This is a genomic window from Methanothermobacter marburgensis str. Marburg (assembly GCF_000145295.1).
Classification (GTDB): domain Archaea; phylum Methanobacteriota; class Methanobacteria; order Methanobacteriales; family Methanothermobacteraceae; genus Methanothermobacter; species Methanothermobacter marburgensis.
The window spans coordinates 211,744-235,659 of sequence record NC_014408.1 but is presented as its reverse complement, the minus strand read 5'-3'; the positions used below and the strand labels follow the sequence as shown (position 1 = coordinate 235,659).

At 48.3% G+C, this 23,916-nt stretch carries 18 protein-coding genes and 1 CRISPR repeat array; of the genes, 9 read left to right on the top strand and 9 right to left on the bottom strand.

Annotated elements, in window-relative coordinates; all coding sequences use genetic code 11:
* Nucleotides 1-94: 94 nt before the first annotated feature.
* Nucleotides 95-1,771: an ABC1 kinase family protein gene (locus MTBMA_RS01125; RefSeq protein WP_013295065.1), complete on the top strand. Its 1,677-nt coding sequence runs from the start codon at nt 95-97 to the stop codon at nt 1,769-1,771.
* A 5-nt stretch (nt 1,772-1,776) separates the two neighbouring features.
* Here MTBMA_RS01125 and MTBMA_RS01120 read toward each other — a convergent pair whose 3' ends face one another.
* The 3 genes from MTBMA_RS01120 to MTBMA_RS01110 are packed head-to-tail and all read right to left on the bottom strand — an operon-like array spanning nt 1,777 to nt 4,931.
* Nucleotides 1,777-2,706, bottom strand: coding sequence for a hypothetical protein (locus tag MTBMA_RS01120; protein ID WP_238523378.1), 930 nt, complete (start codon nt 2,704-2,706; stop codon nt 1,777-1,779).
* Nucleotides 2,703-3,857: a radical SAM protein gene (locus MTBMA_RS01115; protein WP_013295063.1), complete on the bottom strand. Its 1,155-nt coding sequence runs from the start codon at nt 3,855-3,857 to the stop codon at nt 2,703-2,705. The genes MTBMA_RS01120 and MTBMA_RS01115 overlap by 4 nt, the downstream gene beginning before the upstream one ends.
* A 12-nt stretch (nt 3,858-3,869) precedes the next feature.
* Entirely contained in the window at nt 3,870-4,931 is a 1,062-nt protein-coding gene (locus MTBMA_RS01110; protein ID WP_013295062.1) for an mRNA surveillance protein pelota, read from the bottom strand.
* Between the two features lie 113 nt (nt 4,932-5,044).
* On the opposite strand from MTBMA_RS01110, the gene MTBMA_RS01105 reads away from it, so the two are divergent.
* From MTBMA_RS01105 to MTBMA_RS01080, 6 genes are all read left to right on the top strand, one after another.
* Nucleotides 5,045-5,395, top strand: a complete 351-nt coding sequence (locus MTBMA_RS01105) for a hypothetical protein (protein WP_013295061.1) — start codon at nt 5,045-5,047, stop codon at nt 5,393-5,395.
* 10 nt (nt 5,396-5,405) lie between these two features.
* Nucleotides 5,406-6,710, top strand: coding sequence for a prephenate dehydrogenase (locus MTBMA_RS01100; RefSeq protein ID WP_013295060.1), 1,305 nt, complete (start codon nt 5,406-5,408; stop codon nt 6,708-6,710).
* Between the two features lie 267 nt (nt 6,711-6,977).
* The gene (locus MTBMA_RS01095; RefSeq protein WP_013295059.1) at nt 6,978-9,167 is read left to right on the top strand and encodes a CDC48 family AAA ATPase; all 2,190 of its coding nucleotides are present in this window, start codon (nt 6,978-6,980) and stop codon (nt 9,165-9,167) included.
* Between the two features lie 81 nt (nt 9,168-9,248).
* Nucleotides 9,249-11,600: a CRISPR direct-repeat array (repeat unit 30 nt; unit sequence ATTTCAATCCCATTTTGGTCTGATTTTAAC).
* A gap of 632 nt (nt 11,601-12,232) precedes the next feature.
* Nucleotides 12,233-13,486: an adenosylhomocysteinase gene (ahcY, locus tag MTBMA_RS01090; protein ID WP_013295057.1), complete on the top strand. Its 1,254-nt coding sequence runs from the start codon at nt 12,233-12,235 to the stop codon at nt 13,484-13,486.
* A 10-nt stretch (nt 13,487-13,496) separates the two neighbouring features.
* Entirely contained in the window at nt 13,497-14,117 is a 621-nt protein-coding gene (locus MTBMA_RS01085) for a DUF2119 domain-containing protein (protein WP_013295056.1), read from the top strand.
* Between the two features lie 74 nt (nt 14,118-14,191).
* Complete coding sequence (locus tag MTBMA_RS01080) at nt 14,192-16,156, top strand: IGHMBP2 family helicase (RefSeq protein WP_013295055.1); 1,965 nt, start codon at nt 14,192-14,194, stop codon at nt 16,154-16,156.
* A gap of 120 nt (nt 16,157-16,276) precedes the next feature.
* Here the strand turns inward: MTBMA_RS01080 and fen are convergent, their stop codons facing one another.
* The 6 genes from fen to MTBMA_RS01050 form a co-directional block, all read right to left on the bottom strand.
* A complete protein-coding gene (gene fen / locus MTBMA_RS01075) occupies nt 16,277-17,263 on the bottom strand; it encodes a flap endonuclease-1 (RefSeq protein WP_013295054.1) in 987 nt (328 codons plus the stop codon).
* Nucleotides 17,264-17,273: 10 nt separating this feature from the next.
* Entirely contained in the window at nt 17,274-17,816 is a 543-nt protein-coding gene (locus MTBMA_RS01070; RefSeq protein ID WP_013295053.1) for a chorismate--pyruvate lyase family protein, read from the bottom strand.
* A 100-nt stretch (nt 17,817-17,916) separates the two neighbouring features.
* Nucleotides 17,917-19,173 (bottom strand): homoaconitase large subunit, encoded by a 1,257-nt coding sequence (gene hacA / locus MTBMA_RS01065; RefSeq protein ID WP_013295052.1) that lies wholly within the window; start codon nt 19,171-19,173, stop codon nt 17,917-17,919.
* A gap of 64 nt (nt 19,174-19,237) precedes the next feature.
* On the bottom strand, nt 19,238-20,413 hold the full coding sequence (locus tag MTBMA_RS01060) for a homocitrate synthase family protein (protein WP_013295051.1): 1,176 nt from the start codon (nt 20,411-20,413) through the stop codon (nt 19,238-19,240).
* Nucleotides 20,414-20,692: 279 nt separating this feature from the next.
* Entirely contained in the window at nt 20,693-21,226 is a 534-nt protein-coding gene (cyaB, locus tag MTBMA_RS01055; protein ID WP_013295050.1) for a class IV adenylate cyclase, read from the bottom strand.
* A 3-nt stretch (nt 21,227-21,229) separates the two neighbouring features.
* Nucleotides 21,230-21,625 carry a hypothetical protein gene (locus MTBMA_RS01050; RefSeq protein ID WP_013295049.1) on the bottom strand — a complete coding sequence of 132 codons (396 nt, stop codon included), beginning with the start codon at nt 21,623-21,625 and terminating at the stop codon, nt 21,230-21,232.
* A gap of 256 nt (nt 21,626-21,881) precedes the next feature.
* Here MTBMA_RS01050 and MTBMA_RS01045 point away from each other — a divergent pair, with 256 nt between their 5' ends.
* Nucleotides 21,882-22,427: a TATA-box-binding protein gene (locus tag MTBMA_RS01045; RefSeq protein ID WP_013295048.1), complete on the top strand. Its 546-nt coding sequence runs from the start codon at nt 21,882-21,884 to the stop codon at nt 22,425-22,427.
* 11 nt (nt 22,428-22,438) lie between these two features.
* Nucleotides 22,439-23,914 carry a phosphoserine phosphatase SerB gene (gene serB, locus MTBMA_RS01040; protein WP_013295047.1) on the top strand — a complete coding sequence of 492 codons (1,476 nt, stop codon included), beginning with the start codon at nt 22,439-22,441 and terminating at the stop codon, nt 23,912-23,914.
* Nucleotides 23,915-23,916: the final 2 nt, after the last annotated feature.

Sequence of the window (23,916 nt, the reverse complement as noted above, 5' to 3'; positions counted from 1 at the left end):
CACCATGATTTCAGTGAAAAACCCATGAAATGTAACGGGAGATTCTATATCTGCAAAATAGGTTTAAATATCATACATTAAATAAGTGGTTAATATGAACATACCCCCCTATAATAAGAGGCCAGACATGGGACGCCTCAGGGAGATAGTAAGGGTAATGGGCAAGTACCACTTCGGAAACATACTTGAGGCCATAGGCCTCAAAAACAGGTTATTTGAAAGCCTCAAACTCTACATAAAGAGCCCTGAGGAGATCCATGAACCAGCCCCCGTACGCCTCAGACTTGTCCTTGAAGAACTGGGGACGACCTTCATCAAACTGGGCCAGGTGCTGAGCACCAGGGCGGACCTCGTTGGCAGGGAAATAGCAGATGAACTGGCCAAACTTCAGGACGAGGCACCGCCGTTCCCCTTCAGGGACGTCAGGAGGGTTATCGAATCTGAACTTGGAATGCCCCTGGAGGATATCTTTTCCGAATTCCAGGAGGAACCCGTTGCATCGGCATCCATAGGCCAGGTCCACAGGGCGCGGTTGAAAAGCGGGGAGGCAGTTGCCGTTAAGGTGCAGCGCCCGGGTATAGCCGCCACCGTAAAGAGTGATATTATACTCATGAAGTACCTCGCAAAGCTTGCAAATGACCGCATCCCGGGTCTCGAGTACTACAATCTCCCTGGGATAGTGGCGGAGTTTGAAAGGGCCATCAGGAAGGAACTTGACTACCACCAGGAGGCCAACAACGCTGAGAGATTCCGGGCCATGTTCCTTGATGACGAAACCGTTTACGCCCCCTACGTCTACAGGGAATACTCCACCAGCAGGGTGCTGACCATGGAGTACGTTGAGGGGGTTAAACTCACAGAAATCCTTGAATCCGACATAAAATTCAATGCAAGGACAATAGCAGAGCGGGGTGCCCGTTGCTACTTCAAGCAGATATTCATACACGGCTTCTTCCACGCCGACCCCCACCCCGGCAATATACTGGTCCAGAAGGGTAATGTGCTGTGCTTCCTGGACTTCGGGATGATGGGTCACCTTGACCGTTCATTCCGGGATAAACTGGCTGAACTCTTCATCCTCCTCATGAACTATGATGTGAACGGTATAGTGAACCAGCTGAGGTACATGAATATTCTCACAGAGGATACAGACCTTGAAGAGGTCAAGTACGATATAATGGACCTCCTTGACCGCTACTATGGCGCAGACGTTAAGAAGGTTGGGGAGATCCTCACAGAATTCACAATGCCTGAGATGATAATGAAGCACAGGATAAGGATCCCCCGGGACTTCGTGCTCCTTGCAAGGGTCATGAGCATGGCAGAGGATCTTGGTGAGCGCCTGGATCCCAGATTCAATGGACTCGAGGTTGCATGGGAGATGACCTACAGCCTCATGAGAAAACGCCTGAACCCCCTCCGGAACCTGGACGAGGTCCCCTCGGCGCTCATAGAACTTGAACACATAATGAACGATCTCCCGCGTGGCATGATAAGGGCGCTTCAGCGGCTGGAGGAGGGTAAACTCAAGATGGAACTTGAGCACAGGAACCTCGATGAGATATCAAGGAGAATTGAAAGATCAACCAACAGGATATCAGTGGCGATGCTGGTCTCGGCCCTTATAATTGGATCATCGCTGGTTGCAATCCCAAAGGAGGCCCTGATACTCCAGAAGTTCCCCTTCCTGGGGCTTTTTGGTTTTGCTGTGAGTTTCCTCATAGCCCTTGCACTAATAATTTCAATCATAAAATCAAGGAAGATGACCTGAGGTAATCAGAGCTCACCCCGGGACACATGAGATGCGTGGGGATTGAAAAGTAGCCTCCTGAATCCAAGCGAAATCAGAAACGGGTTCCTGATTCTGAAAGCCCTTCTACCCATTAATATTCTCCTTAAAAGATCCCCAAGACCTCCACCTGTCATTACATCCATATAGAGATCTCCAAGGGTGGGGTTCTCAATTTTAAGTCGCTTCTCAAGGAATTCTGAGAGATTACCCCTCCTTAAAATGGCCGTTACGAGGGGTGTAAGGAGAAAGAGCGCCAGGAGAAGCCACGGTCCCCCTGAAATGTAGAATAAGAGTCCAAGGGCAACTGCAAAGCTGTGGTTTCCAACCTCCCCCATCATTATCTTCCCCCTGTAATCAAGTGGTGAGTACGCCAGTGCCACCACCATGATGAGAAGGGCAAGGTGGATGCCTGAACCCGTCATGACTGCTGCAGGCAGTGCCAGGAGGGACATGATGACCGTCACGGTGCAGGCCACACCAGGCTGCATGTCCGCAATATTCAATGGCTGTACCATGAGTGCCGCAAGGAGTCCCCAGGCCCCCATGAATGGGTAGGTGATGAGGGCGACTGCCAGTATACCCAATCCCCTTGAAAGCTGCCCCCACTCAATGGAAAGATTCATTATCCTTCTTCTTCCAGCAAGGTCATCAATAAAGGCCAGAGCCCCCATTACAGCAAGAGGCACGTTAAATGGTGGGGGTGTGAATATCGAGAGCGCCGCCCATGGCACAATACCAGCCCCACGGGGTGTGCCACCCCTCACATCAGTGTAGAGATTTGAATTTTTAAAGAGTGATATGATGGCCGCAGCAGCAGGTGTCAGTACAAGCACAGCGACAGCCGCTACAGGGAGGGACCACTCACCAGTTAACATCACCAGGATCTCCCATCCCATGAATCTGTCTGTGATCATCCTATGAACCCCTCAGATGTCTGAACAATTACCCTTCTGAGGCCCCCGTCAAGCATCAGATCACGCACACAAAGCATTTCAGAAACCGAGGGCCTCTGTATATTTTTAAGCCTGAACTCGGGCCTGTAGTCAAGAAGAGTTACCTGGACGTCTGGACTGACAGAGGCTATCTCAGAAGCCATTTCAGCAATCTCCCCGGCGGATATGAGTGCCCTGTTGTAGGGGACCCCCAGGCCCATGAATATCCCATTATGCTCCTCAGATATGTACCTGAATGCATTCCAGGAGTTTTCAAGGTATACCCTGGCTTTTTCAGGGTCACTGAGCCCTGATATCCCCATGAAGGTCTCCAGCCTCCTGCCCTTGAGGTCAATTCCTATCCTGTTCATGCCGGCCTCAACAAGCTCATCAATGTATCCCGGGGTGAGCACGGTGCCATTTGTGTCCACGTGAATGTTGATCCTCCCATCAAGTTCCCTTATCCTCCTGACTGAACCAGAGAGCCATGACCTGTTAAGTGTGCATTCACCGCCAGAGAAAGTCACGGTGCCTGTCCTGTAAATCGATTCAACACCAAACAGTATCATTCCGGTTTCCTCAGGGTCAAGCAATGTGTCGCCCATGGTGAACGCCACCTGACTGTTCTGGCACTGGGGACACCTCAGGTTGCATCCATGGGCGAAGCATACCACCTCAACTGGGCCATCCCCCTTTTCACTGAAGGGTGTCCCCACTCCCCCCGCCGTGTGTGGGCCGAAATTGCTCACATACCTGAGTGGTGGTTCAGGTATGGTCTCTATGTCCATCCCCTCCTCAAGGGGTGTTACACAGGACTGCACTGTCCTGCCATTTGCTGATACAGCGCAGGCCCAGCATCCGCCTGTACCGCATGGTGAGAATAATCCACCCTCGCCAGGGATGTCACTTACCCTGATACCTGCGGCCTCAAGGGCGTCCCCCACGGTGCCAGTGGCCCTGACATCTTCACTGTTCACTGTCACCCGGTACTCTGTATCATCCCTCCTCCCTGGAACAAGTGCTCCCTCAGGGCATACAAGCCGGCAGGCCCCACACCCTGAACACTTTTCGCCGCACTTGAGCATCCTGCATCTCCCGCACCCGGTGCATTTATCCTGGAGAATCCTGAACACCTGATACCCCCATCATGAAATCCTGAACCTTAAGATCCCTGCAAGTCCTCCAAGGGATTCCAGCTGTTTGCCGCCCTCGTGTTCACTGCTTATGAGAACAACAGAACCCCCCATACTCTCAACAATATCAAGGTATCCCTCAATATCCTCCCTGCTTACAACCCTGTCAAGGACCAGCAGCCTCTCAACAGCCCCCATATTGATGGCATCCAGCACCCTCTCCCTGCCATAGACCACGGTTTCAGGGTCCCTCGCCAGCCTCTCAAGGACCTCATTCACATTCCTTACCTCTGCAGCCACCCTGTTCTCTGATGAAACCCTCTCCACGGTGCCCTTCTTCAGAACCTCATATATCCCTGACCTTCCGCCGGTACCTGTATTCTCAACCACGGCCTTCCTTCCAATTTCAGGGTGTTTCTCCAGCAGGTATTCATGGAAGTCCGACTTGTAGAAGCCTGGCCCTGCAATTATGATTGTCTCAAGTTCACCGTATTTTTTGAGGGCATCCACTATACTCTCATAGAATTCAAGTCTCAGTTTACCCCGGTCCCTCTGCTGCATCCTCTTACCCGGAATGTGACCTGTGATGGGGCCCTGGTATTCCACACCATACTGTCTTATGACTCCAATGTCTGCCACATCATCCTCAATCACAACTATCACTGCCCTGATATGCTTTGATGCCTCCACCGCCTCCTGAAGCCTCTTAAGTGTCCATCTGCTCCAGGAATCCTTTTTGATCCTGAGGGGGGTGTTTAGTTTAACCTCAAGGGTGTGGTGAGAGCCGAGGGGAACCAGGTCCTCAGGGCCCCTCTCTATAACCCCTGTTGCTCGGAGTTTTCCTGTGTAGATGTGAAAACTGACACCTTCCACCCTTATACCCAGATAGAAGGTTTTCTTAACTCCCCTGTCGCTTCTTATCTTCTCTCCGCTGGTATCCTGTATCCTCCTTGTTGTCCTTGCAGAAAGCAGATCCCCCTCCTCAATTATATGGGAGAGGTGCCAGAGGTCGTCAAGGGTTTCTGGTACAACTTCTATGACGCCGTTTTTCTCATCCTCATGTACTATCCTCATCTCTTCACCCTGGAATCAATTGGAAGATGATTCTATATGCTGAATGATCAATGATAATATATATGCATGCTTTTATAAATTAAGAGTCAGCTAAAGGCGAGGAGTGTAATCTGATGGGTGACTATGAATCAGGCACTGCAATTTTTCTGAGCATCATCGTGGGCTTCATCCTGCTATTCTTCATTGACGGCCTCTTTGTTTACACCTTCACGGGGTTCCTGGCAGCCTACCTCACAAGGGCTGAAGTGAGAAGTGCGGGTGGAGGGGCTGCTGCTTCACTCATCCTTGCGGTTATAAGTTTCTCATCAGGGATGATATTCGGTCCCCAAATGCCCGGTAGGATTGCAGGTCTTGCCGCACCTGACATATTCACCTTCACCACGGGTCTTGTAATCATTGGGGGTCTGAGCCTCCTGCTGGGTGGTATAGGGGGCTACATTGCTGTTAAGGCCTTCAGGGAGTAGGCTGGTGGAAATGATTGTGAGCATCATAGGGGGTACGCGTGGGCTTGGATACTGGATAGCCAGGTTCCTGAAAAAGGAGGGCCTGAGGGTCATAATCACCGGAAGGGACCATGATGCTGGAATGGAAGCCGCATCAAGGATCGGTGTGGAATACTGTGGTGACAACGTCCAGGCGGCATCCCGTGCAGATGTCGTGGTTGTTTCTGTGCCGATAGATGTAACCGCAGATGTTATAAGGGAGGTCGCCCCCCAGGTCAGGAAGGGGGGCCTCCTGATGGACGTCACATCTGTAAAGGAGGAACCCGCCAGGGTCATGGAGGAGTCCATAGGGGATGGCGCCCACCACCTTCCAGCCCACCCCATGTTCGGGCCCAGGGTCTCCTCCCTTGAGGGACAGGTAGTTGTCCTTACACCCACACAGGAAAATCCCTGGGTTGATACCGTCATTGAGTTCCTTGAGAAACATAAGGCCCGTGTTATAGTAACTGATCCTGCAACCCATGACCGTATGATGAGTGTTGTTCAGGTGCTGACACACTTTGCCTACATAAGCATAGCATCCACCCTCGAGGCAGAGGGGGTCGATATAAGGGAGTCGAGGAAATTTGCAAGCCCCATCTACAACCTCATGATAGACACCATTGCAAGGATAGTGGCCCAGAACCCCTACCTGGCATACTCCATCCAGATCCACAACCCCCATGGACAGGATATGCGTGACAGTTTCCTGAGGACGGCCTCTGAACTCAATGAGATGCTCAGTGATGGCAGGATGGATGAATTCGTATCAAGGATGGGCCTTGCAGCCAAGAACATCGATGATGTTGAGGCGTCCCTGGGGAGGTCTGATAAGGCAATAGAAGCCCTCAATGAGGAACTTAAAATTCTGAAGGATTCTGTTGGAGGGGAAGTTGGTCTGAGGCACATCTATTCAGGTAAGGTGCATGTTGGGGTGCTTGAGTCGGTCACACCGGATTATGCGACCCTCAGGGAAGGTAAGAGGCTACTCAGATTCAAGATCTCCAACATAAGGGTTCTATCTGATGATGAACTTCAGATGTGGAAGGCTGAAAACCTTCCCACACGTGTTTATGATATATCGGCTGTTTTTCCAGATACAGTGGCCCCCCATGTTATTGAGTACCTTACAGGGCTTCTTGATGGTGTTGCTGGCTCAGAGGTCGTTGATGTTTATAGTGGCCCGCAGATACCCGATGGTCATGTGAGTTTAACCCTCAGGATTCGTGTATTCAAGCGGGAGGACTACGAGAGGGTCAGGGAAATCCTTGAGGGTATGGGGGCCAGGATAAGATAGCAGCCACACCTCTCCTAGAGATTGCTAAAGTGGACCGGCGGGTATGATGGAGGGTGCTGTTAATTCAGCGCCCCCTACCTCTTAGAGATTGCTAAAGTTGACCAGCGGGTAAGTATTAATTGCTTCTGCTATTACTATATAAATATACCGAAAACTTTATATATGATGACTTACTTCAATATTATAGTAACTTAAGTTTACTAAAATATTCAGTTAAATTATAAATTTAACCAGAATCATAATAATTACACAAAAGAGGTGGGTTGTATGGCAGAAAAGGAAATAAAATTAAAGGTTGCAGAGGCCCTCGCCCAGCAGGACGTTGGTAGAGGTATAGCCCGTGTGGACCCCGCATGCATGGAAAAACTGGGTCTCTCCGATGGAGACATAATCGAAATAGAGGGTAAAAAACTGACCGCTGCAACCGTCATATCATCACAGTCCGACATAGGCCTCGGAATCATAAGGATAGACGGATACCTCCGTAAAAATGCAGGGGCATCCATCGGCGAAGAGGTGACAGTGAGAAGGGCAGAGGTAAAGGACGCCCAGAAAGTCGTCCTGGCACCCGTTGACCAGGAGGTGATCATACGTGGAGATATAAGATCAGCATTCCTCAACAGGGTCCTCGTCAAGGGGGACATAATCGTATCAGGGATAAGGCAGCAGATATCCGGTGGAGGGCTCTTCGATGAGTTCTTCAGGGACTTCATGGACCTCTCACCCCTGGGGGAAATAAAACTCGCAGTCGTATCAACAAGCCCCGCGGGTGTCGTGAGAGTCACGCCCACAACCCAGGTGGAAATGCAGTCAAAACCCGTTGACGTCAGCAAACTGGAGGGCGTGAAGAACCTAGTCGACGTTACATACGAGGACATCGGAGGCCTCAAGGAGGAGGTCAAAAAGGTCAGAGAGATGATAGAGATCCCCCTCAAGAGGCCCGAACTCTTCGAGAGGCTCGGCATAACACCACCAAAGGGTGTCCTCATGCATGGACCACCAGGTACAGGTAAGACACTCCTCGCCAAGGCAGTCGCCAACGAAAGCGACGCCCACTTCATAGCCATAAACGGTCCCGAAATAATGAGCAAATACGTTGGGGGATCAGAGGAGAGACTAAGGGAATTCTTCGAGGAAGCAGAGGAAAACGCACCATCCATCATATTCATAGACGAAATAGATGCAATAGCACCCAAAAGGGAGGACGTGAGTGGCGAGGTTGAAAGGAGAATAGTTGCCCAGCTCCTCACCCTCATGGACGGCCTGAAAAGCAGGGGCCAGGTTGTGGTCATAGGTGCAACCAACAGACCAGACGCCCTAGACCCTGCACTCAGAAGACCCGGCAGATTCGACCGTGAAATCGAAATAGGCGTCCCTGACAGGGAGGAAAGAAAGGAGATACTCCAGATACACACCCGGGGTATGCCACTGGCAGAGGACGTTGACCTGGATGAACTTGCAGAGATAACCCACGGCTTTGTGGGCGCAGACCTGGAATCACTCTGTAAGGAATCCGCCATGAGAGTACTGAGGAGGGTTCTGCCTGAGATAAAGGCCGATGAGGAGATACCCAAAGAGGTCCTCAAGAAGATGATAGTCACAAGGGCAGACTTCAAGGAAGCCCTGAAAGAGGTGCAACCATCAGCACTCAGGGAGGTCCTTGTACAGGTGCCCAACGTCTCATGGGAGGACATAGGTGGACTGGAGGACGCCAAACAGGAACTCAGGGAGGCTGTGGAGTGGCCCCTCAAGTACCCCGACAGGTTCAAGAAATTCGGCATAAAACCGCCAAAGGGTATCCTGCTGCATGGATCACCAGGTACAGGTAAGACACTCCTCGCCAAGGCAGTCGCCAATGAGAGCCAGGCAAACTTCATAGCCGTGAAGGGCCCTGAACTCCTCTCAAAATGGGTGGGCGAATCTGAGAAGGGTGTTCGTGAAGTCTTCAGGAAGGCCCGTCAGACAGCGCCAACCGTGATCTTCTTTGATGAGATAGACTCAATAGCCTCAGTGAGAAGTGGAAGCACTGCAGACTCAGGGGTGACCCAGCGTGTCGTGAACCAGCTCCTCACAGAGATCGATGGACTTGAGGAGCTACAGGACGTTGCTGTGATAGCCGCAACCAACAGGCCAGACATCCTGGACCCTGCGCTCCTCCGACCTGGAAGATTCGACAGACACGTGAAGGTCGACGATCCAGACAGGGAGGCAAGGCTCGCCATATTCAAGGTGCACACCAAGGATATGCCGCTTGCAGATGACGTGAACCTTGAAAAACTGGCGGATAAGACAGAAGGATACGTTGGTGCCGACATTGAAGCCGTCTGCAGGGAGGCCGCCATGCTGACACTCAGAGAGAACATGGACGCGGAGGATGTCCCGATGAAACACTTCCTTGAGGCCATGGAAAAAATAAAACCAAAGGGTGGCGTTGAGGAACAGGTTCAGTACCATTAACCTCTCTAAATTTTTTTAAACGAATTTATACACATTTTTAATTCAAAGGACGTTTTTTTTGAAAATTCACAATAAATAAGCATTTCAATCCCATTTTGGTCTGATTTTAACATAATACCTTGCCCCCTTAATAATCAGCTGGTATATGATTTCAATCCCATTTTGGTCTGATTTTAACCTACATAGTAGTAGCTTCCTTGTTTTCTTATTTTTGATTTCAATCCCATTTTGGTCTGATTTTAACCACTCAGGCAGCACCAATTAGATGTGATCATAGATGAATTTCAATCCCATTTTGGTCTGATTTTAACGAAACCACCCCTAGAATTAGCCCGCGAACTCACAAATTTCAATCCCATTTTGGTCTGATTTTAACAAAAGGAAACTCGAAAACGCCCTGGAACTATCATTTCAATCCCATTTTGGTCTGATTTTAACTGAACAAGACACAGTTCCTACCAGCAGATTACCTGCTCATTTCAATCCCATTTTGGTCTGATTTTAACCTAAGATGGGGGGTTATCTTAACCTTCTGCCCTGATTTCAATCCCATTTTGGTCTGATTTTAACTGAATACCTTCTCTCACGAAATCTGCACGATCCTCATTTCAATCCCATTTTGGTCTGATTTTAACCATTCGAAACACAATACGAGTACAACCAGGCCACGGGGATTTCAATCCCATTTTGGTCTGATTTTAACATATTTGTTGGTTTTGTCTGTGTCTTTGTAGACTTATTTCAATCCCATTTTGGTCTGATTTTAACGAAACACTATGGTGGACTATATCAAAAGACCCTATTCATTTCAATCCCATTTTGGTCTGATTTTAACTCATTACAATTCAGAGAGATAGAGTAATCACTTTGAGTATTTCAATCCCATTTTGGTCTGATTTTAACTTGCAACTGGGTTGTAGATTCCTTCTGCTTTTGCTGATTTCAATCCCATTTTGGTCTGATTTTAACAGATCTCCGCAGAGATGCGGAGATCCAAGGGAAAGAATTTCAATCCCATTTTGGTCTGATTTTAACTCCACTTCTACGAAGACCAGGACGGAAACCTGTACAATTTCAATCCCATTTTGGTCTGATTTTAACTCTAGTATGCGGCTGGCGAGTGTCCTTGTGAAGAAAATTTCAATCCCATTTTGGTCTGATTTTAACACAGAAAACAATGAACTCAAAGCCAGCCTAATCGAAGAATTTCAATCCCATTTTGGTCTGATTTTAACAACAGAAACCGGGCGCAATCATCCAAAACACCATGACAATTTCAATCCCATTTTGGTCTGATTTTAACAAGTGCCTGGATGCTTTTGTCCTGGAAGTCATTCTCAATTTCAATCCCATTTTGGTCTGATTTTAACGCTCTGGACGCGGATGATTTTCTCCGCGTTCCTGTCTATTTCAATCCCATTTTGGTCTGATTTTAACCCAGTCCTCGAGTTCTATCTCTACGGGTTCCTCCAATTTCAATCCCATTTTGGTCTGATTTTAACCTGTATAGGTCCTCATCTATCCCTCTGACTACCTCGATTTCAATCCCATTTTGGTCTGATTTTAACCTGGTGTGGGTAATATACTACATGCTGGTATGGAAGATTTCAATCCCATTTTGGTCTGATTTTAACTTAAGAAAGGGCTTGTTATGGTTGCTGATCCGACCAATTTCAATCCCATTTTGGTCTGATTTTAACCTGGTGTGATCTGTTTTGGGTCGGTGAGGGGTAGTTTATTTCAATCCCATTTTGGTCTGATTTTAACTCATTATGGGAGGCGGAGGAGTCATTACAGACCATCTTGAATTTCAATCCCATTTTGGTCTGATTTTAACGAGTGCTTTGATCCATGCAAGGGTGCCTGCTGATTGTATTTCAATCCCATTTTGGTCTGATTTTAACATACGATGAAATCTTCAGAAGATACAAGGAAATCCAATTTCAATCCCATTTTGGTCTGATTTTAACTCGGTCACATGTGGGTGCGTGAAAGATTCATAGAATTTCAATCCCATTTTGGTCTGATTTTAACACGCGAATTTCCTCGTTCTCAGCGGAAACATGAAACCATTTCAATCCCATTTTGGTCTGATTTTAACGCTTTCATCTACTTCTACCGGACGAATGAATCATTCATTTCAATCCCATTTTGGTCTGATTTTAACCTAATCTAGGGGGGACACCACCCCCACCCCCAAAAAATTTCAATCCCATTTTGGTCTGATTTTAACTCATTTGATAGGTGACTCCGCATCCGCAGTTGAGAGTGATTTCAATCCCATTTTGGTCTGATTTTAACTTCTGACTTTCTCGTTTTGTGGTGTGAACTCTGTGAATTTCAATCCCATTTTGGTCTGATTTTAACCGCGTCAGCAGCTCCAGGAGCCTCAACGTTTTCTTCATTTCAATCCCATTTTGGTCTGATTTTAACAGGGCGGATTTTTTCTCTATTTGACCTATATCACTCTAAGGTTTCTTCTCTCAGACTTATAAATTTGTCGATCCCCAATAATGCAGTTCATTTATATTGACAGACGACTTGCTGTTGGGATTTATAATTAAAAAATAAAGATCATGAATAATTTAAAAAATGAAAATCAGAATTTTAGCGAGATAAAAAGTTAAAAATGAACTATGAGACATTTTAATTATAAAATAAGCTTAAAATAACATAGGGTTATTATAAAATGCTGGCTGGAAAATGGTCAAAAACTTCTGGAGGATATCCCTTTAATGGTCTCAAAAAATAATTTAATTGGATTAAAATTTTTAAAAATAATTTTTAGCGTGATATATGATCATTAGAATCATTAAAAATATTTTATGATTTCAAAGAGTTTATCGGAATTTCAATTATTGAATCAAAATCCTTTAAATCTTTATAATCTAAAAAAACAAAATTTAAGCAATTATATGGATCATTAACAGCCTTCTGTTGTGGATTGAGAAAGTGAAATAATGAAATACTGCGAAGAGTCACCAGAAGACCTCTTCATAACTATTTTTAAGTGGTCATTCCAACTATTATCTAAAGTCAATGAATTAAGTTAACCTGGTGATACCATGCCATATAATGTTAAAGACATTTCACTTGCCCCTCAGGGCAAAAAGAAGATCCAGTGGGTTCAGGAACACATGCCTGTACTTGAAAGGATCAAAAGGGACTTCTCAGAGGAAAAACCATTCGAGGGGATCACAGTAGCCTCATGCCTCCATATAGAACCAAAGACCATAAACCTGGGACTCACCCTCCTGGCGGGCGGTGCAGAGGTTGCCATGACAGGTTGCAACCCCCTATCAACCCAGGACGATGCAGCCGCCGCTGGAGCAAAAATGGGCCTCAACATGTACGGCTGGCGCGGTGAAACCAATGAGGAGTACTATGAAAACATACACCGTGTCCTGGACCATGAACCCGACATCCTCATAGACGACGGGGCGGACATGATATTCCTGGTCCACAGGGAAAGGAGGGAACTCCTGGATGGGATAATAGGTGCCTGTGAGGAGACAACAACAGGTATACACCGACTAAAAGCCATGGCAGCCGATGGTGCCCTTGAATTTCCAGTCATGGCCGTGAACGACGCCTACACAAAGTACCTATTCGACAACCGCTACGGGACCGGGCAGTCCACATTTGACTCCATAATGGGGACCACCAACATGCTCATAGCAGGCAAAACCGTTGTGGTGTGTGGCTATGGATGGTGCGGGCGCGGAATAGCCCTGAGGGCCCAGGGTCTTGGCGCGAACGTCATAGTAACCGAAGTTAACCCCATAAGGGCACTTGAGGCCCGTATGGATGGATTCAGAGTTATGAAGGTATCAGAGGCCGTTAAACATGCGGATATACTCGTAACTGCAACAGGAAACACCGATGTGGTTGCGGGTGATGACTTTATGAACATGAAGGACGGCTGTGTGATGGCAAATGCAGGTCACTTCAACGTTGAAATAAACAGGAAGGACCTTGAAAGGTTATCCGAGGAAAAAAGGCTGGTTAAGGAGGACATAGAGGTCTTCATCATGCCTGATGGGCGCAAATTATACCTCCTTGCCGAGGGGAGACTTGTGAACCTTGCCTCAGAGAGGGGTCAGGGTCACCCCGCAGAGATAATGGACATGAGCTTTGCAATGCAGGCACTATCAGCGAGACACCTCCTCAGTGAAAAACCTGAACCCGGCGTATACAGGGCCCCTGATGAGATAGACATGCGGGTTGCGGAGATGAAACTGGAGGCCATGGGAATCCAGATCGATGAACTGACAGAGAAACAGATAAGGTACCTTGAAAACTGGGAAGAGGGGACATAGGAGGAAGAACTTGGGTTTCTTCAGGATGATAGATAAGGGCAAAGGTCCTGTAAGGCTCTTTGTTGGTGGTGTGCATGGAAAGGAGGGCTTCACAGCTATAAGGGCCCTCAAGAGGCTTGGTTTCAATGACATCAGGAGGGGAAAGCTGATAATATACAGCTGCAACCCCACAGAGTACCTGAGCACACTTGACCCCAATTATTACATGAGCCAGCAGGGAATGGAGATAATCGGGCTCATAGAGAAGTACCGGCCATCAACATACCTGGAGGCCCACTGCTACAGGGAGGAAAGTTACGGCCGGTTAACGGATCCCTCAAGGAGGAGCAGGGATGGTGTCCCTCCCCTCATAGAACTGGAGAGGGGTGTCCTGATAGGGTCGGTATCACCCCACATACGCAAGAAACTCTTCAAACGCGAGGATATCTGCCTGACCATTGAGATGCCCTGTCTAAGGAGTCCCAGGGATGAAGCTGATGGACTTGAGGTTTACGTGAATTTCCTGAAGATCGTTGCCTCATCAGAGACCCGTGAAGAACTGGAAGAGCGCCTTGGCAGGAGATACCCTGAGCAGGTTGAAACCGCCAGGAGATACGCCAGGGAGTTCTTCGGGGAATACCCCCCCTTCTAGATGAATGGAAAATCATTTAATGAAAATGAGGTACTGGATTACCTCAGGTGAAATCCGGGGTGGATACTATCAGTGTGAAATCATACATAAAGAGGCTTATTAAACTTGTTGAGATGGAGAGGGAGGCGGAAATAAACGCCATGATGAATGAGATAAGGAGGTTATCCCCCCAGAAGCGTGAAAGGGTAGGGAGGGCCATAAATGGCCTTAACGGTAAGGTAACCGGGCGTGAACTTGGATTCCATCTCGTGAAATACGGGAGGAGGGAACCCATAGATACCCAGATATCAGTGGGTGACCTTGTCCTGATAAGCCGTGGAAACCCCCTCAGAAGTGACCTCACAGGTACCGTGGCGGCGAAGGGTAAACGCTTCATTGTGGTTGCCCTTGAAAGTGTCCCCCGCTGGGCCCTGAGGAACGTCAGGGTGGACCTCTACGCCAACGATATAACATTCCAGAGGATGATAGACAACCTCAGGGGTGCCGGCAGGAATGTGTTCAGGGTTTTAAGGTTTCTGCTGGGGGATGAAAAGCCATCTGGTCACCAGATTGTTGAATTTGAACCAGTGGACCCTGAACTCAACAGGTCACAGAGGGAGGCTATAATGAGGGCCCTGGGTTCAGATGATTTCTTCCTTATACACGGACCCTTCGGTACAGGAAAGACCCGTACACTCCATGAACTCATAAGGCAGGAGGTCAGGAGAGGTAACCGTGTCCTTGTGACGGCTGAGAGCAACGCTGCAGTTGATAACCTCCTTGAGGGAATCGCGGGTCATCTGAGATGTGTCCGTCTAGGACACCCCCAGAGGGTCTCCAGGACAAACCTGCAGGAGACACTTGCATATAAACTTGAGAACCACCCCGAGTACAGGAGGGTCCTCGAATACCAGGAGAGGATTGACGGGCTCATTGAGGAACGTGAAAGGCACCATAAACCCACCCCCCAGCTGCGCAGGGGGCTCACAGACAGTCAGATAATGATCAACGCCACAAAGAGGAGGGGTGCCCGTGGCATATCCCCAAATGTGATGATATCCATGGCCCGCTGGATAGAGGTCAACCAGCAGATAGATGAACTCCACAGGAAGATGCAGGAGATTGAAGTTGAAATCGTTGACAGGATAATCCGTAACAGCCAGGTTGTCCTTGCAACCAACTCATCTGCGGCCCTCGAGTACATAGATAATGTGAAGTTCGATGTTGCAATTGTCGACGAGGCATCCCAGGCCACAATCCCCAGCATACTCATACCACTCTCACGTGCACCAAGGTTCGTGCTGGCAGGGGACCACCGGCAGCTTCCGCCAACCATACTGAACCCTGAGGCCTCTGAACTGGAGGTGACACTCTTTGAGGAGCTCATAGGTTCATACCCTGAGAATTCATGGATGCTGAACTGCCAGTACCGTATGAACCCTGCCATAATGGAGTTCCCGAACAGGGAGTTCTATGGGGGGAGGATAAGGGCCCATCCCTCCCTTGAGGAAATCTCAGTACTGGATGTTATATCCACTGAGATCCCTGACTCAATGCCTCACAGAAAACTTGCGGAAAGGGACCCTGTCCTCTTTATTGATACCTCAAAGGTTGGGAGGGGTGAGAGGAGGCTGAAGGGATCAACATCAATCCAGAACCCCCTTGAGGCTGACCTTGCAGTTATAATCGCTGGTGCACTCATCAGGATGGGTGTGAAAGAAGAGGAGATCGGTATAATAACACCCTACGACGACCAGGTGGACCTGATATCCTCCATGACCGGTGTTGAGGTTAACAGTGTGGATGGTTTCCAGGGACGTGAGAGGGAGGTCATCATCATCTCAATGGTTAGAAGTAACAGTGAAGGTAACATAGGTTTCCTCAGGGACCTCAGGAGGCTCAATGTTTCACTTACACGGGCAAGGCGCAAACTCATAATAATAGGTGATACAGGTACCCTCTCATCCCACCCCTCCTACCGGAGGCTGATTGAATACTGCAGGGACCAGGGATTCCTGTATGAACCATCAGGCGATGATCTGAGGGAGTGGAGTCCATGATCCTCAGAACCAGTCCGTTGACAACCCCCCCTATTACATATAACTAGTGGAGTCCATGATCCTCAGAACCAGTCCGGTGACAACCCCCCCTATTACATATAACTAGTGGAGTCCATGATCCTAGAACCAGTCTTCAAGGCTTTTCTGTGTGAATGAAGCCCCTTCAATTTTTTTAAGAGCAGCCATTACCCTTTCCTCTGAGAAGCCATGCTCACCGCATAGGAAGTCTATGACCCCATCCCTATCGGGTTTTCTCCATCTCAGTTCATAGTCCCCGGTCACGTCAGGTTCAAGGAATATCCCCCTGAGGACCTCGGGGTCGCCTCCGATGTCCCCATCAATCTCCTCAATTACACTGAATACGTCACCCTTTTCCTTTATGAGTTTGAGTCCCCTCCTGGCGCCTATCCCCTTTATTCCATCATTGAAGTCTGTGCCAACGAGGAGTGCCAGGTCCACGAGCTGTTCATGGGTGATTGAAAGATTTCTGAGGGCAGATTCCAGTTCAATTATCTCTGGTTCCTCCAGTTTTCCGCTGAGTGTGAGGTTTCTCACGACTCTGGGGGCTCCGAAGAGGAGGCAGTCGTAGTCCTGGGATGCCACTGCCCAGGCATCACCCCTCCTAACAATGAATGATGCCTGTGCCTCGCCTTCTCCCGGTGCCTGGACGTATGGGATCCCTAGGAGTTCAAGGAGCCTTTTGGAGCTTTCAACTATATCCTGTGACATCCTTGAGGACCTCACAGCATATTTCCTTGCCCTCTCGATGTCCCCCTCCTCAAGGGCCCTCCTCCATTCCACTTCAGATTTCTTCCGGGTTTCAATACGCCTTGTCACTGTTTCGCCCTTCAGGTGATGGGATTTCCCATCAAAAACATAGGCCATCCTTATATCCCTCTCCATCACCGCCGCTGTCCTGTAGAGTATGCCGCTGAGGTGGGATGTCACCCGCCCCTCTGAGTCCATGAGGGGTGTTCCATCCCTCTGTCTTATGCTTGAGAGGAACTGGTATATGCTGTTGGCTGCATCAACTGCAACGGTGCGCCCCCTGAGATCATCAAGCCTTATCTTCTCTGCCGATATTATATCCTTTAATTTAACTCCCATGAAAACACCGTTACCGGAATTCTTCCCTGAACCAGTCGAATGGGAAGGTCTCCTTTATCCTTATGAGCACCTCGTCCTGGTGGATTATGTTGTAGGTCCTTGTGAGCATGGGGGAGTCTGTTTTGAATATTTCCCTGAGTTCTCTGCTGGGGCTTTCTATGTCAAGGATCTCTATCTCCCTGCGGGATTCTATGCTGTGCTTCTTCAGTATCCTTCCTATGGGTATATCCGCCCTTATGAGGTCCTCTCTGAAGCCATCCTCAAGCCTTGATAGTGGTATGTATGATACTGCGTGTATTAGCGGTTCATTATTCCCTATCACAACCACCCGGTGATTAACCATTTCCCCGGGGGATATCCTGAGTTTATCTGCGATTTCTGGAGTTGATGGTATGAATTCCTGTTTTATGGTCCTTATGGTCACTGTTCCCCTCAGCACGTCAAGTATCCTTGTTACCGAGCCGTCTGTTGATAGCAGTATCTTCTGGGTGTTTGAGAGCCTCCCTATTATCCTCTCGATGCGTTCAATCTCCTCCAAGACATTGACATCCATTTCCTGCCTCCCTCATAATGCGGGTCTTCCCATTTTTTTATTCAGGTGCGCTGATCACATGGTGATGGAATCATATCACTTTAAGAATTCACCTTATTTTCTATTCGGGTGCACTGATCACCCCTTTAATTGCTGATTCAGCCACAACCGCCGGGTTGGCCAGGTAGACCTTTGATGATGGGTCACCCATCCTTCCCCTGAAGTTCCTGTTGGTTGTGGCTATGCTAACCTCCCCTGGAGCCAGGACCCCCATGTGGGCCCCGAGACAGGGCCCGCAACCTGGGTTGCAGACTATGGCCCCTGCCCTTAGGAAGGTCTCTATTATCCCATCCTCCAGTGCCCTGAGGTAGATCTCCCTTGAGGCGGGTGAAACTATGAACCTCACATCATCATGGACCCTTCTATCCCCAAGGACCTCTGCTGCCATTTTGAGGTCCTCGTAGCGGCCGTTTGTGCATGAACCAAGGAATGCCTCGTCTATGTGGGTTCCCTCAACCCTGTAAACAGGTGCCACATTATCCACGTCGTCGGGGCAGGCAACCTGTGGTTCGAGGTCAGAGACATCGAAGTGGTGGTCCTCCACGTACTGGCTGTCCCCATCTGAACGGTAAACCCGGAAGTCTCTCCCTGTCCTGGACTTTACATACTGGATTATCCTCCTGCTGGGCTCCATTATACCGTTTTTGGCCCCCATTTCAACTGCCATGTTGCAGATGGTCATCCTTCCGGCAACGTCCATTTCATCAACCGTGCTTCCAGTGAACTCCACAGCCCGGTATGTTGCACCATCAACGCCTATTTCCCCTATGATTTTCAGTATAACATCCTTTGCTGTGGTGAACCCCTGCAGTTCGCCTGTAACCTCGATGCGCATTGCCTCAGGCACCATGAACCAGGTTTTTCCTGTGGCGAATACCATTGCCATGTCCGTGGCGCCCATTCCAGTTGCGAATGCACCGAATGCCCCGTATGTGCAGGTGTGTGAGTCTGCACCAACTATGACCATTCCTGGGCGTACAAATCCCTTCTCAGGGAGGACCTGGTGGCATATGCCCTCAGCGTTCTTGAAGATATTATTTATTCCCTGCTCAGATGCGAATTCAGATGTTACCCTCTGGAACTCTGCTGCCCCTATTGTGTTGGGTGGTACGTTGTGGTCGAATACCATGACCATTCTTTCAGGGTCCCATACCCTGTCGGGGCCTCCCCTTGAGGCTATCTCCCTGAATGTGCGGATTGTTGGGGGTGATGTGCCGTCGTGGGTCATTGCAAGGTCAACCCTAGCCTCTATTATCTCGCCGGGTGTGACCTCAGCCACTCCGGCTGCATCTGCAAGGATCTTCTCTGTGATGTTCATTTTAACCACCTGAAAACTATCTAAGGATACCTTCAATCCCTTCGCTTATGTTCATTCCAGCCACCTAGAAGTCAACAGGCCCCCTCACAGACCTTACGATCCTGTAGAAGAGTTCATCGTTAATGTATTTCCCCTTCTCCCTGTTTTTCTTTACCTCCTCCACTATCCTGCAGAGTTCCTCCCTTGTAACCTCTATACCGTACTCCTCAAGTTTTGCCTTGACTGCCCTGCAACCTGAGTGTTTGCCCAGGACTATCTTACGCTGGTGGCCTATCATCTCAGGGAGGAAAGGCTCATATGTGAGGGGTTCCTCTATCACCGCGTCCACGTGTATGCCTGACTCATGCCTGAAGACGTTCTTTCCAACAATGGGCTTGTTTTCAGGCACCTTCATGCGGGTGTGCTTCTCAACGAGCCTTGACAGCTCATAGAGGACGCTGATGTTGAATCCAAGGTCAATGTCATAGATTATCCTCAGGGCCATTATAAGCTCCTCAAGGGATGTGTTCCCGGCCCTTTCACCTATACCGTTAACTGTGGTTGAAACTGCGGTTCCACCTGCCAGGAGCCCCGCTATTGAATTTGAGAGTGCCATGCCAAAGTCATTGTGACAGTGCATCGCTATGTCAACATTTATATCCTTTCGAAGTTCCCTTACAAGGTAGTCCATTCCCTGGGGGCTTATGGCACCCACCGTATCTGCTATATGGACCCTGTCTGCCCCGTAGCTCTCAGCCTTCTTGTATATCTGCTTGAGGAAGTCCAGGTCAGTCCTTGTGGCGTCCTCTGCTGAGAATGCCAGAAAGAGGCCGTGGTCCTTTGCATACTCTATGGAGTTCATGCACACGTTGAGGGCCTCCTCCCTTGTGAGTTTGAGTTTGTGTTTGAGGTGGAGGTCAGATGTGGCCATGAAGGTGATAACACCATCAACGTCACAGTCAATTGCAACGTCTATGTCCTCCTTCTTTGTCCTGCTCAGGGCCAGTATATCTGCATTGAGGCCTTCATTGGCTATTGTCTTTACTGAAACCTTTTCCTGCTTTGATACGACTGGGAAACCACTTTCTATCTGGTGTATGCCAAGTTCATCCAGTTTTCTGGCTATTTCAAGTTTTTCCTCGGTTCCGAGGCATACCCCTGGGGTCTGTTCCCCGTCGCGGAGTGTTGTATCGTAAATCGTGATCTTATCGGGAAATTCTAATTCAGCTTCCTTATTGAAGGGACTGACGAAGTATTTCAAGGGATTACCACCTTAACTGATTTATTAAAATGAAGACTCTAGTATTAATTTAAATTTGATATTTAAGTATAAAAGGTTTGAGAGTTCAGCCGTCTTCCGGCCACATGCCTTATCTGGTGGTGGTTGTCCTGTAGTTCAGATGTGGATAATGGGCAGTTACGGCGGGTGCTGGTTTTAATTGCCTGTGGTTGTCCGGCGCTTTTCAGCCTCCATGCTCATGAAGTGTAACCATCTTCAGCTCAAGAAGCCCAGATTACCCAGATTCTGCCTGACCCAAGCCTATTCAGCTTCAGCCTCAAGAAGTTCAAGGTAGGATTTTCTCTCGAATCCCTCGCTTACCCCCAGTTTTCTGTAGAGCTCAAATATCTCGCTGAGGGCATCCCCGTAGTCACTGCCATCAGGTAGGTCCCTCTCTATTTCAAGGTAGGTCCCGAGGCCCCTCACGGTGTCAATGGATATGGTGAAATCCTCGAGTGAGTAGGTCCTCCTCTCCTTCAAGACATCCCTAACCCTTCGAAAGCCAAGGGACTCCAGTATCCCTGCTGCTGTTTCAGCGTCTGCAACCTCAACCTCCAGTTCCTTCCGGGTCTTGCTCCTATCATCAATTTTGGGACCCTTGTAGGTTATGAATGTCCTTTCACCTGTTTTTCTTATTCTCAGCGCTTCGTCGGTCTCTGCAAAGTCCCTGTGGGGGGCATTGAAGTATATGTCAGTCTGTTCCTCATCTGAAACATGGCGCCCCCCAAGTGATATTATGCGCTCGCTTACCTCATCCCCACTGGAAATTTTAGCCTTAACCTCAACCTCTATCAAACTCTACCACCCTTCAATACCACTGGATACAGAGGTATCCTCAAGTCCAGTGTATTCCCTTAAAAACTGTGCCGATTCATCAAGTTCTTCAAGGAGGGCATCTATGATCCTGTCAACACCCTCATATGGACCGAGGATATCGTCCCTTTCATCCAGGATGCTCTTTCTCTTGCGCAGGTCTCCCTTCACCTCAGGGGCCCTCATTCTCTCAAGGTACTGCCTTCTGATGATCCTCATGTCCATATGGAGATTGTACCTTATCCTCTTAAGGTTTTTTATGTATCCTTCAACCTCCCCCAGAAGCTCAAGGGCCTCCTCCCTGTTTGAGGGATTTATTTCAAGTCCCTCAACTCCAAGTTCCTCAACCTGTTCCTTGTAGATTCTCGGATCGATAACCACATCATCCCCCCAGCAAGGACCCTGGGTCCTAAAGAATGCTGTATATGTTATCACTATGAAAATCAAATTATTTAAATTGTGTTATAAAGGGGTGAGTAATTTTACAGGGAACAGCCAGAAGGGTGTGAATGATTTCAATGCACCCTCTGAATTATTAAATATATTATTATCTATAATAACTAGTTTTTTACGTCAATATTAATATAGGTGCATTTAAATTTATATGTAGGTTTAAACTTCACCGGGAGGTATCTAGTTGACAGATGTGGATATCAAGATAGAAAATATTGTTGCTTCTGCAACCCTTGGGAAATCCATTGATCTCCAGACAGTTGCTGAAGCCCTTGAAAATGTTGATTTTAACCGAGAACAGTTTCCTGGTCTTGTATACAAATTAAAGGAGCCTAAAACTGCTGCTCTGATCTTTGGATCAGGTAAACTGGTATGTACAGGTGCAAAATCCATTGAGGATTCCAAGAGGGCCATAAAACTCACAGTTGATATGATGAGGACCATGGACCCTGATATACCCGAGGAATTTGAGATAAAGATCCAGAACATTGTTGCCTCGGCAAACCTCGGGAAACCACTGAACCTTGAGGCCGTTGCCCTGGGACTTGAGAACACGGAATATGAACCTGAACAGTTCCCTGGCCTTGTTTACAGGCTGGATGAACCCAAGGTTGTCTTGCTGCTCTTCGGTTCAGGGAAGGTTGTGTGCACAGGTGCCAAGAGTGCTGAGGACGCTAAGCTTGGAGTTGAAAAGACCAAGGCAAGGCTTGCCGAGTTAGATCTGATTTAATGGTGATATTTTTGATTAAACTTGTAGTTTTCGATCTTGACAATGTCATTATTGATGGGGAAGCCATAGACGAGATAGGAAAGATCGCTGGAGTCGAGGAGGAGGTAATGGAGATCACCGAAAAGGCCATGCAGGGTGATGTTGACTTTGAATCCTCCATAAGGGAGAGGGTGAAACTCCTCAAGGGGACAGCGGTTGAGGATATAAAGGCAGTTGCAGGGGAATTACCCCTCATGGAGGGTGCCGAGGAGGCCATCAGAACCCTCAAGGAGAAGGGTTACCGTGTTGCGGTTATAAGTGGAAGCTTTGACCTGGTGGCCGAACCCATCAAAGATAAGCTTGGTATTGATTATCTGTTCTGCAACAGACTCCATGAAGAGGACGGTGTGCTGACCGGTGAAGTGAGCGGCCCTCTTGTGGAAAACTCAAAGTATGATGTTCTCTGTAAAATCCTCGATAAGGAGGGTATAAGCACCAGCGAATGTGTTGCTGTTGGTGATGGCGCCAACGACATATCCATGATACAGGCGGCCAGGTTGGGGATAGCATTCAATGCAAAACCTGCGCTCAGGAAGAAGGCTGACGCCGTGGTTGAGGAGAGGGATCTCAGAAAAATACTGCCCATCATCGAGGAAATAGCTGAGGTGGACGATAAGCTGGATAAACTCGGCTACGATGAGGTAATGGACCTTAAAAATGAATACGAGGAGAAGCTCTCAGGCCTGGCATCTGAAAGGGATGAACTGAATAAAAAGGCCCGTGAAATGAAGGAACTCAGGGATAAACTCAACACCGAACTTCGTGAAACCCTCAACAGGGCTGTTGAACTCAGGGACAGACGTAATGAGATAAATGCAAAGGTTGAAGAGAACAAGAAGCTCAGGGACGAGATAAACCAGGAGATAAAGAAGCTTGAGTGGTCATCCGGTGGGCGTGACAGGATAAAGATAGAGAACGAGATCCGTAGGATAGATAGGATCATAGAAACAAGGGTCCTTGACATTAACAAGGAGAATGAACTGGTCAAGACCGCCAATGAACTACGTAAGAAGCTCATGAAGATCCAGGAGGATGAGGAGACCAGACAGAAGGCCCTTGAACTCAGGAAGAAATCAGAGGAATACCACGAGAAGGTGGTCTCACTTTCAGAGGAGGCCCAGAAGTATCATGAGGGGATGCTTGAGTACTTCAGAAAGACAGACGAGATACGTAAGAAGGCTGATGAAGCCCATGAGAAGTTTCTTGAATTCCGCAGGATGGCCTCAGAGAAACATGAGGAATTCAAGTCAACCCTTGGCAAAATTAAGAGGATAAACGAAAGGATCAACGCCCTCAGATCAGAAAATAGAAATGTTAAAAGAAGGGCCACCCGTGAAAGGGATCTTGAGGAGAAGGAGAGAGCCCGTGAAATATATGAGAAATTCAAAGAGGGCAAAAAGCTTACAAAGGATGAAATCCTTCTTCTTCAGAAGCACAGGATCGTTTAGGG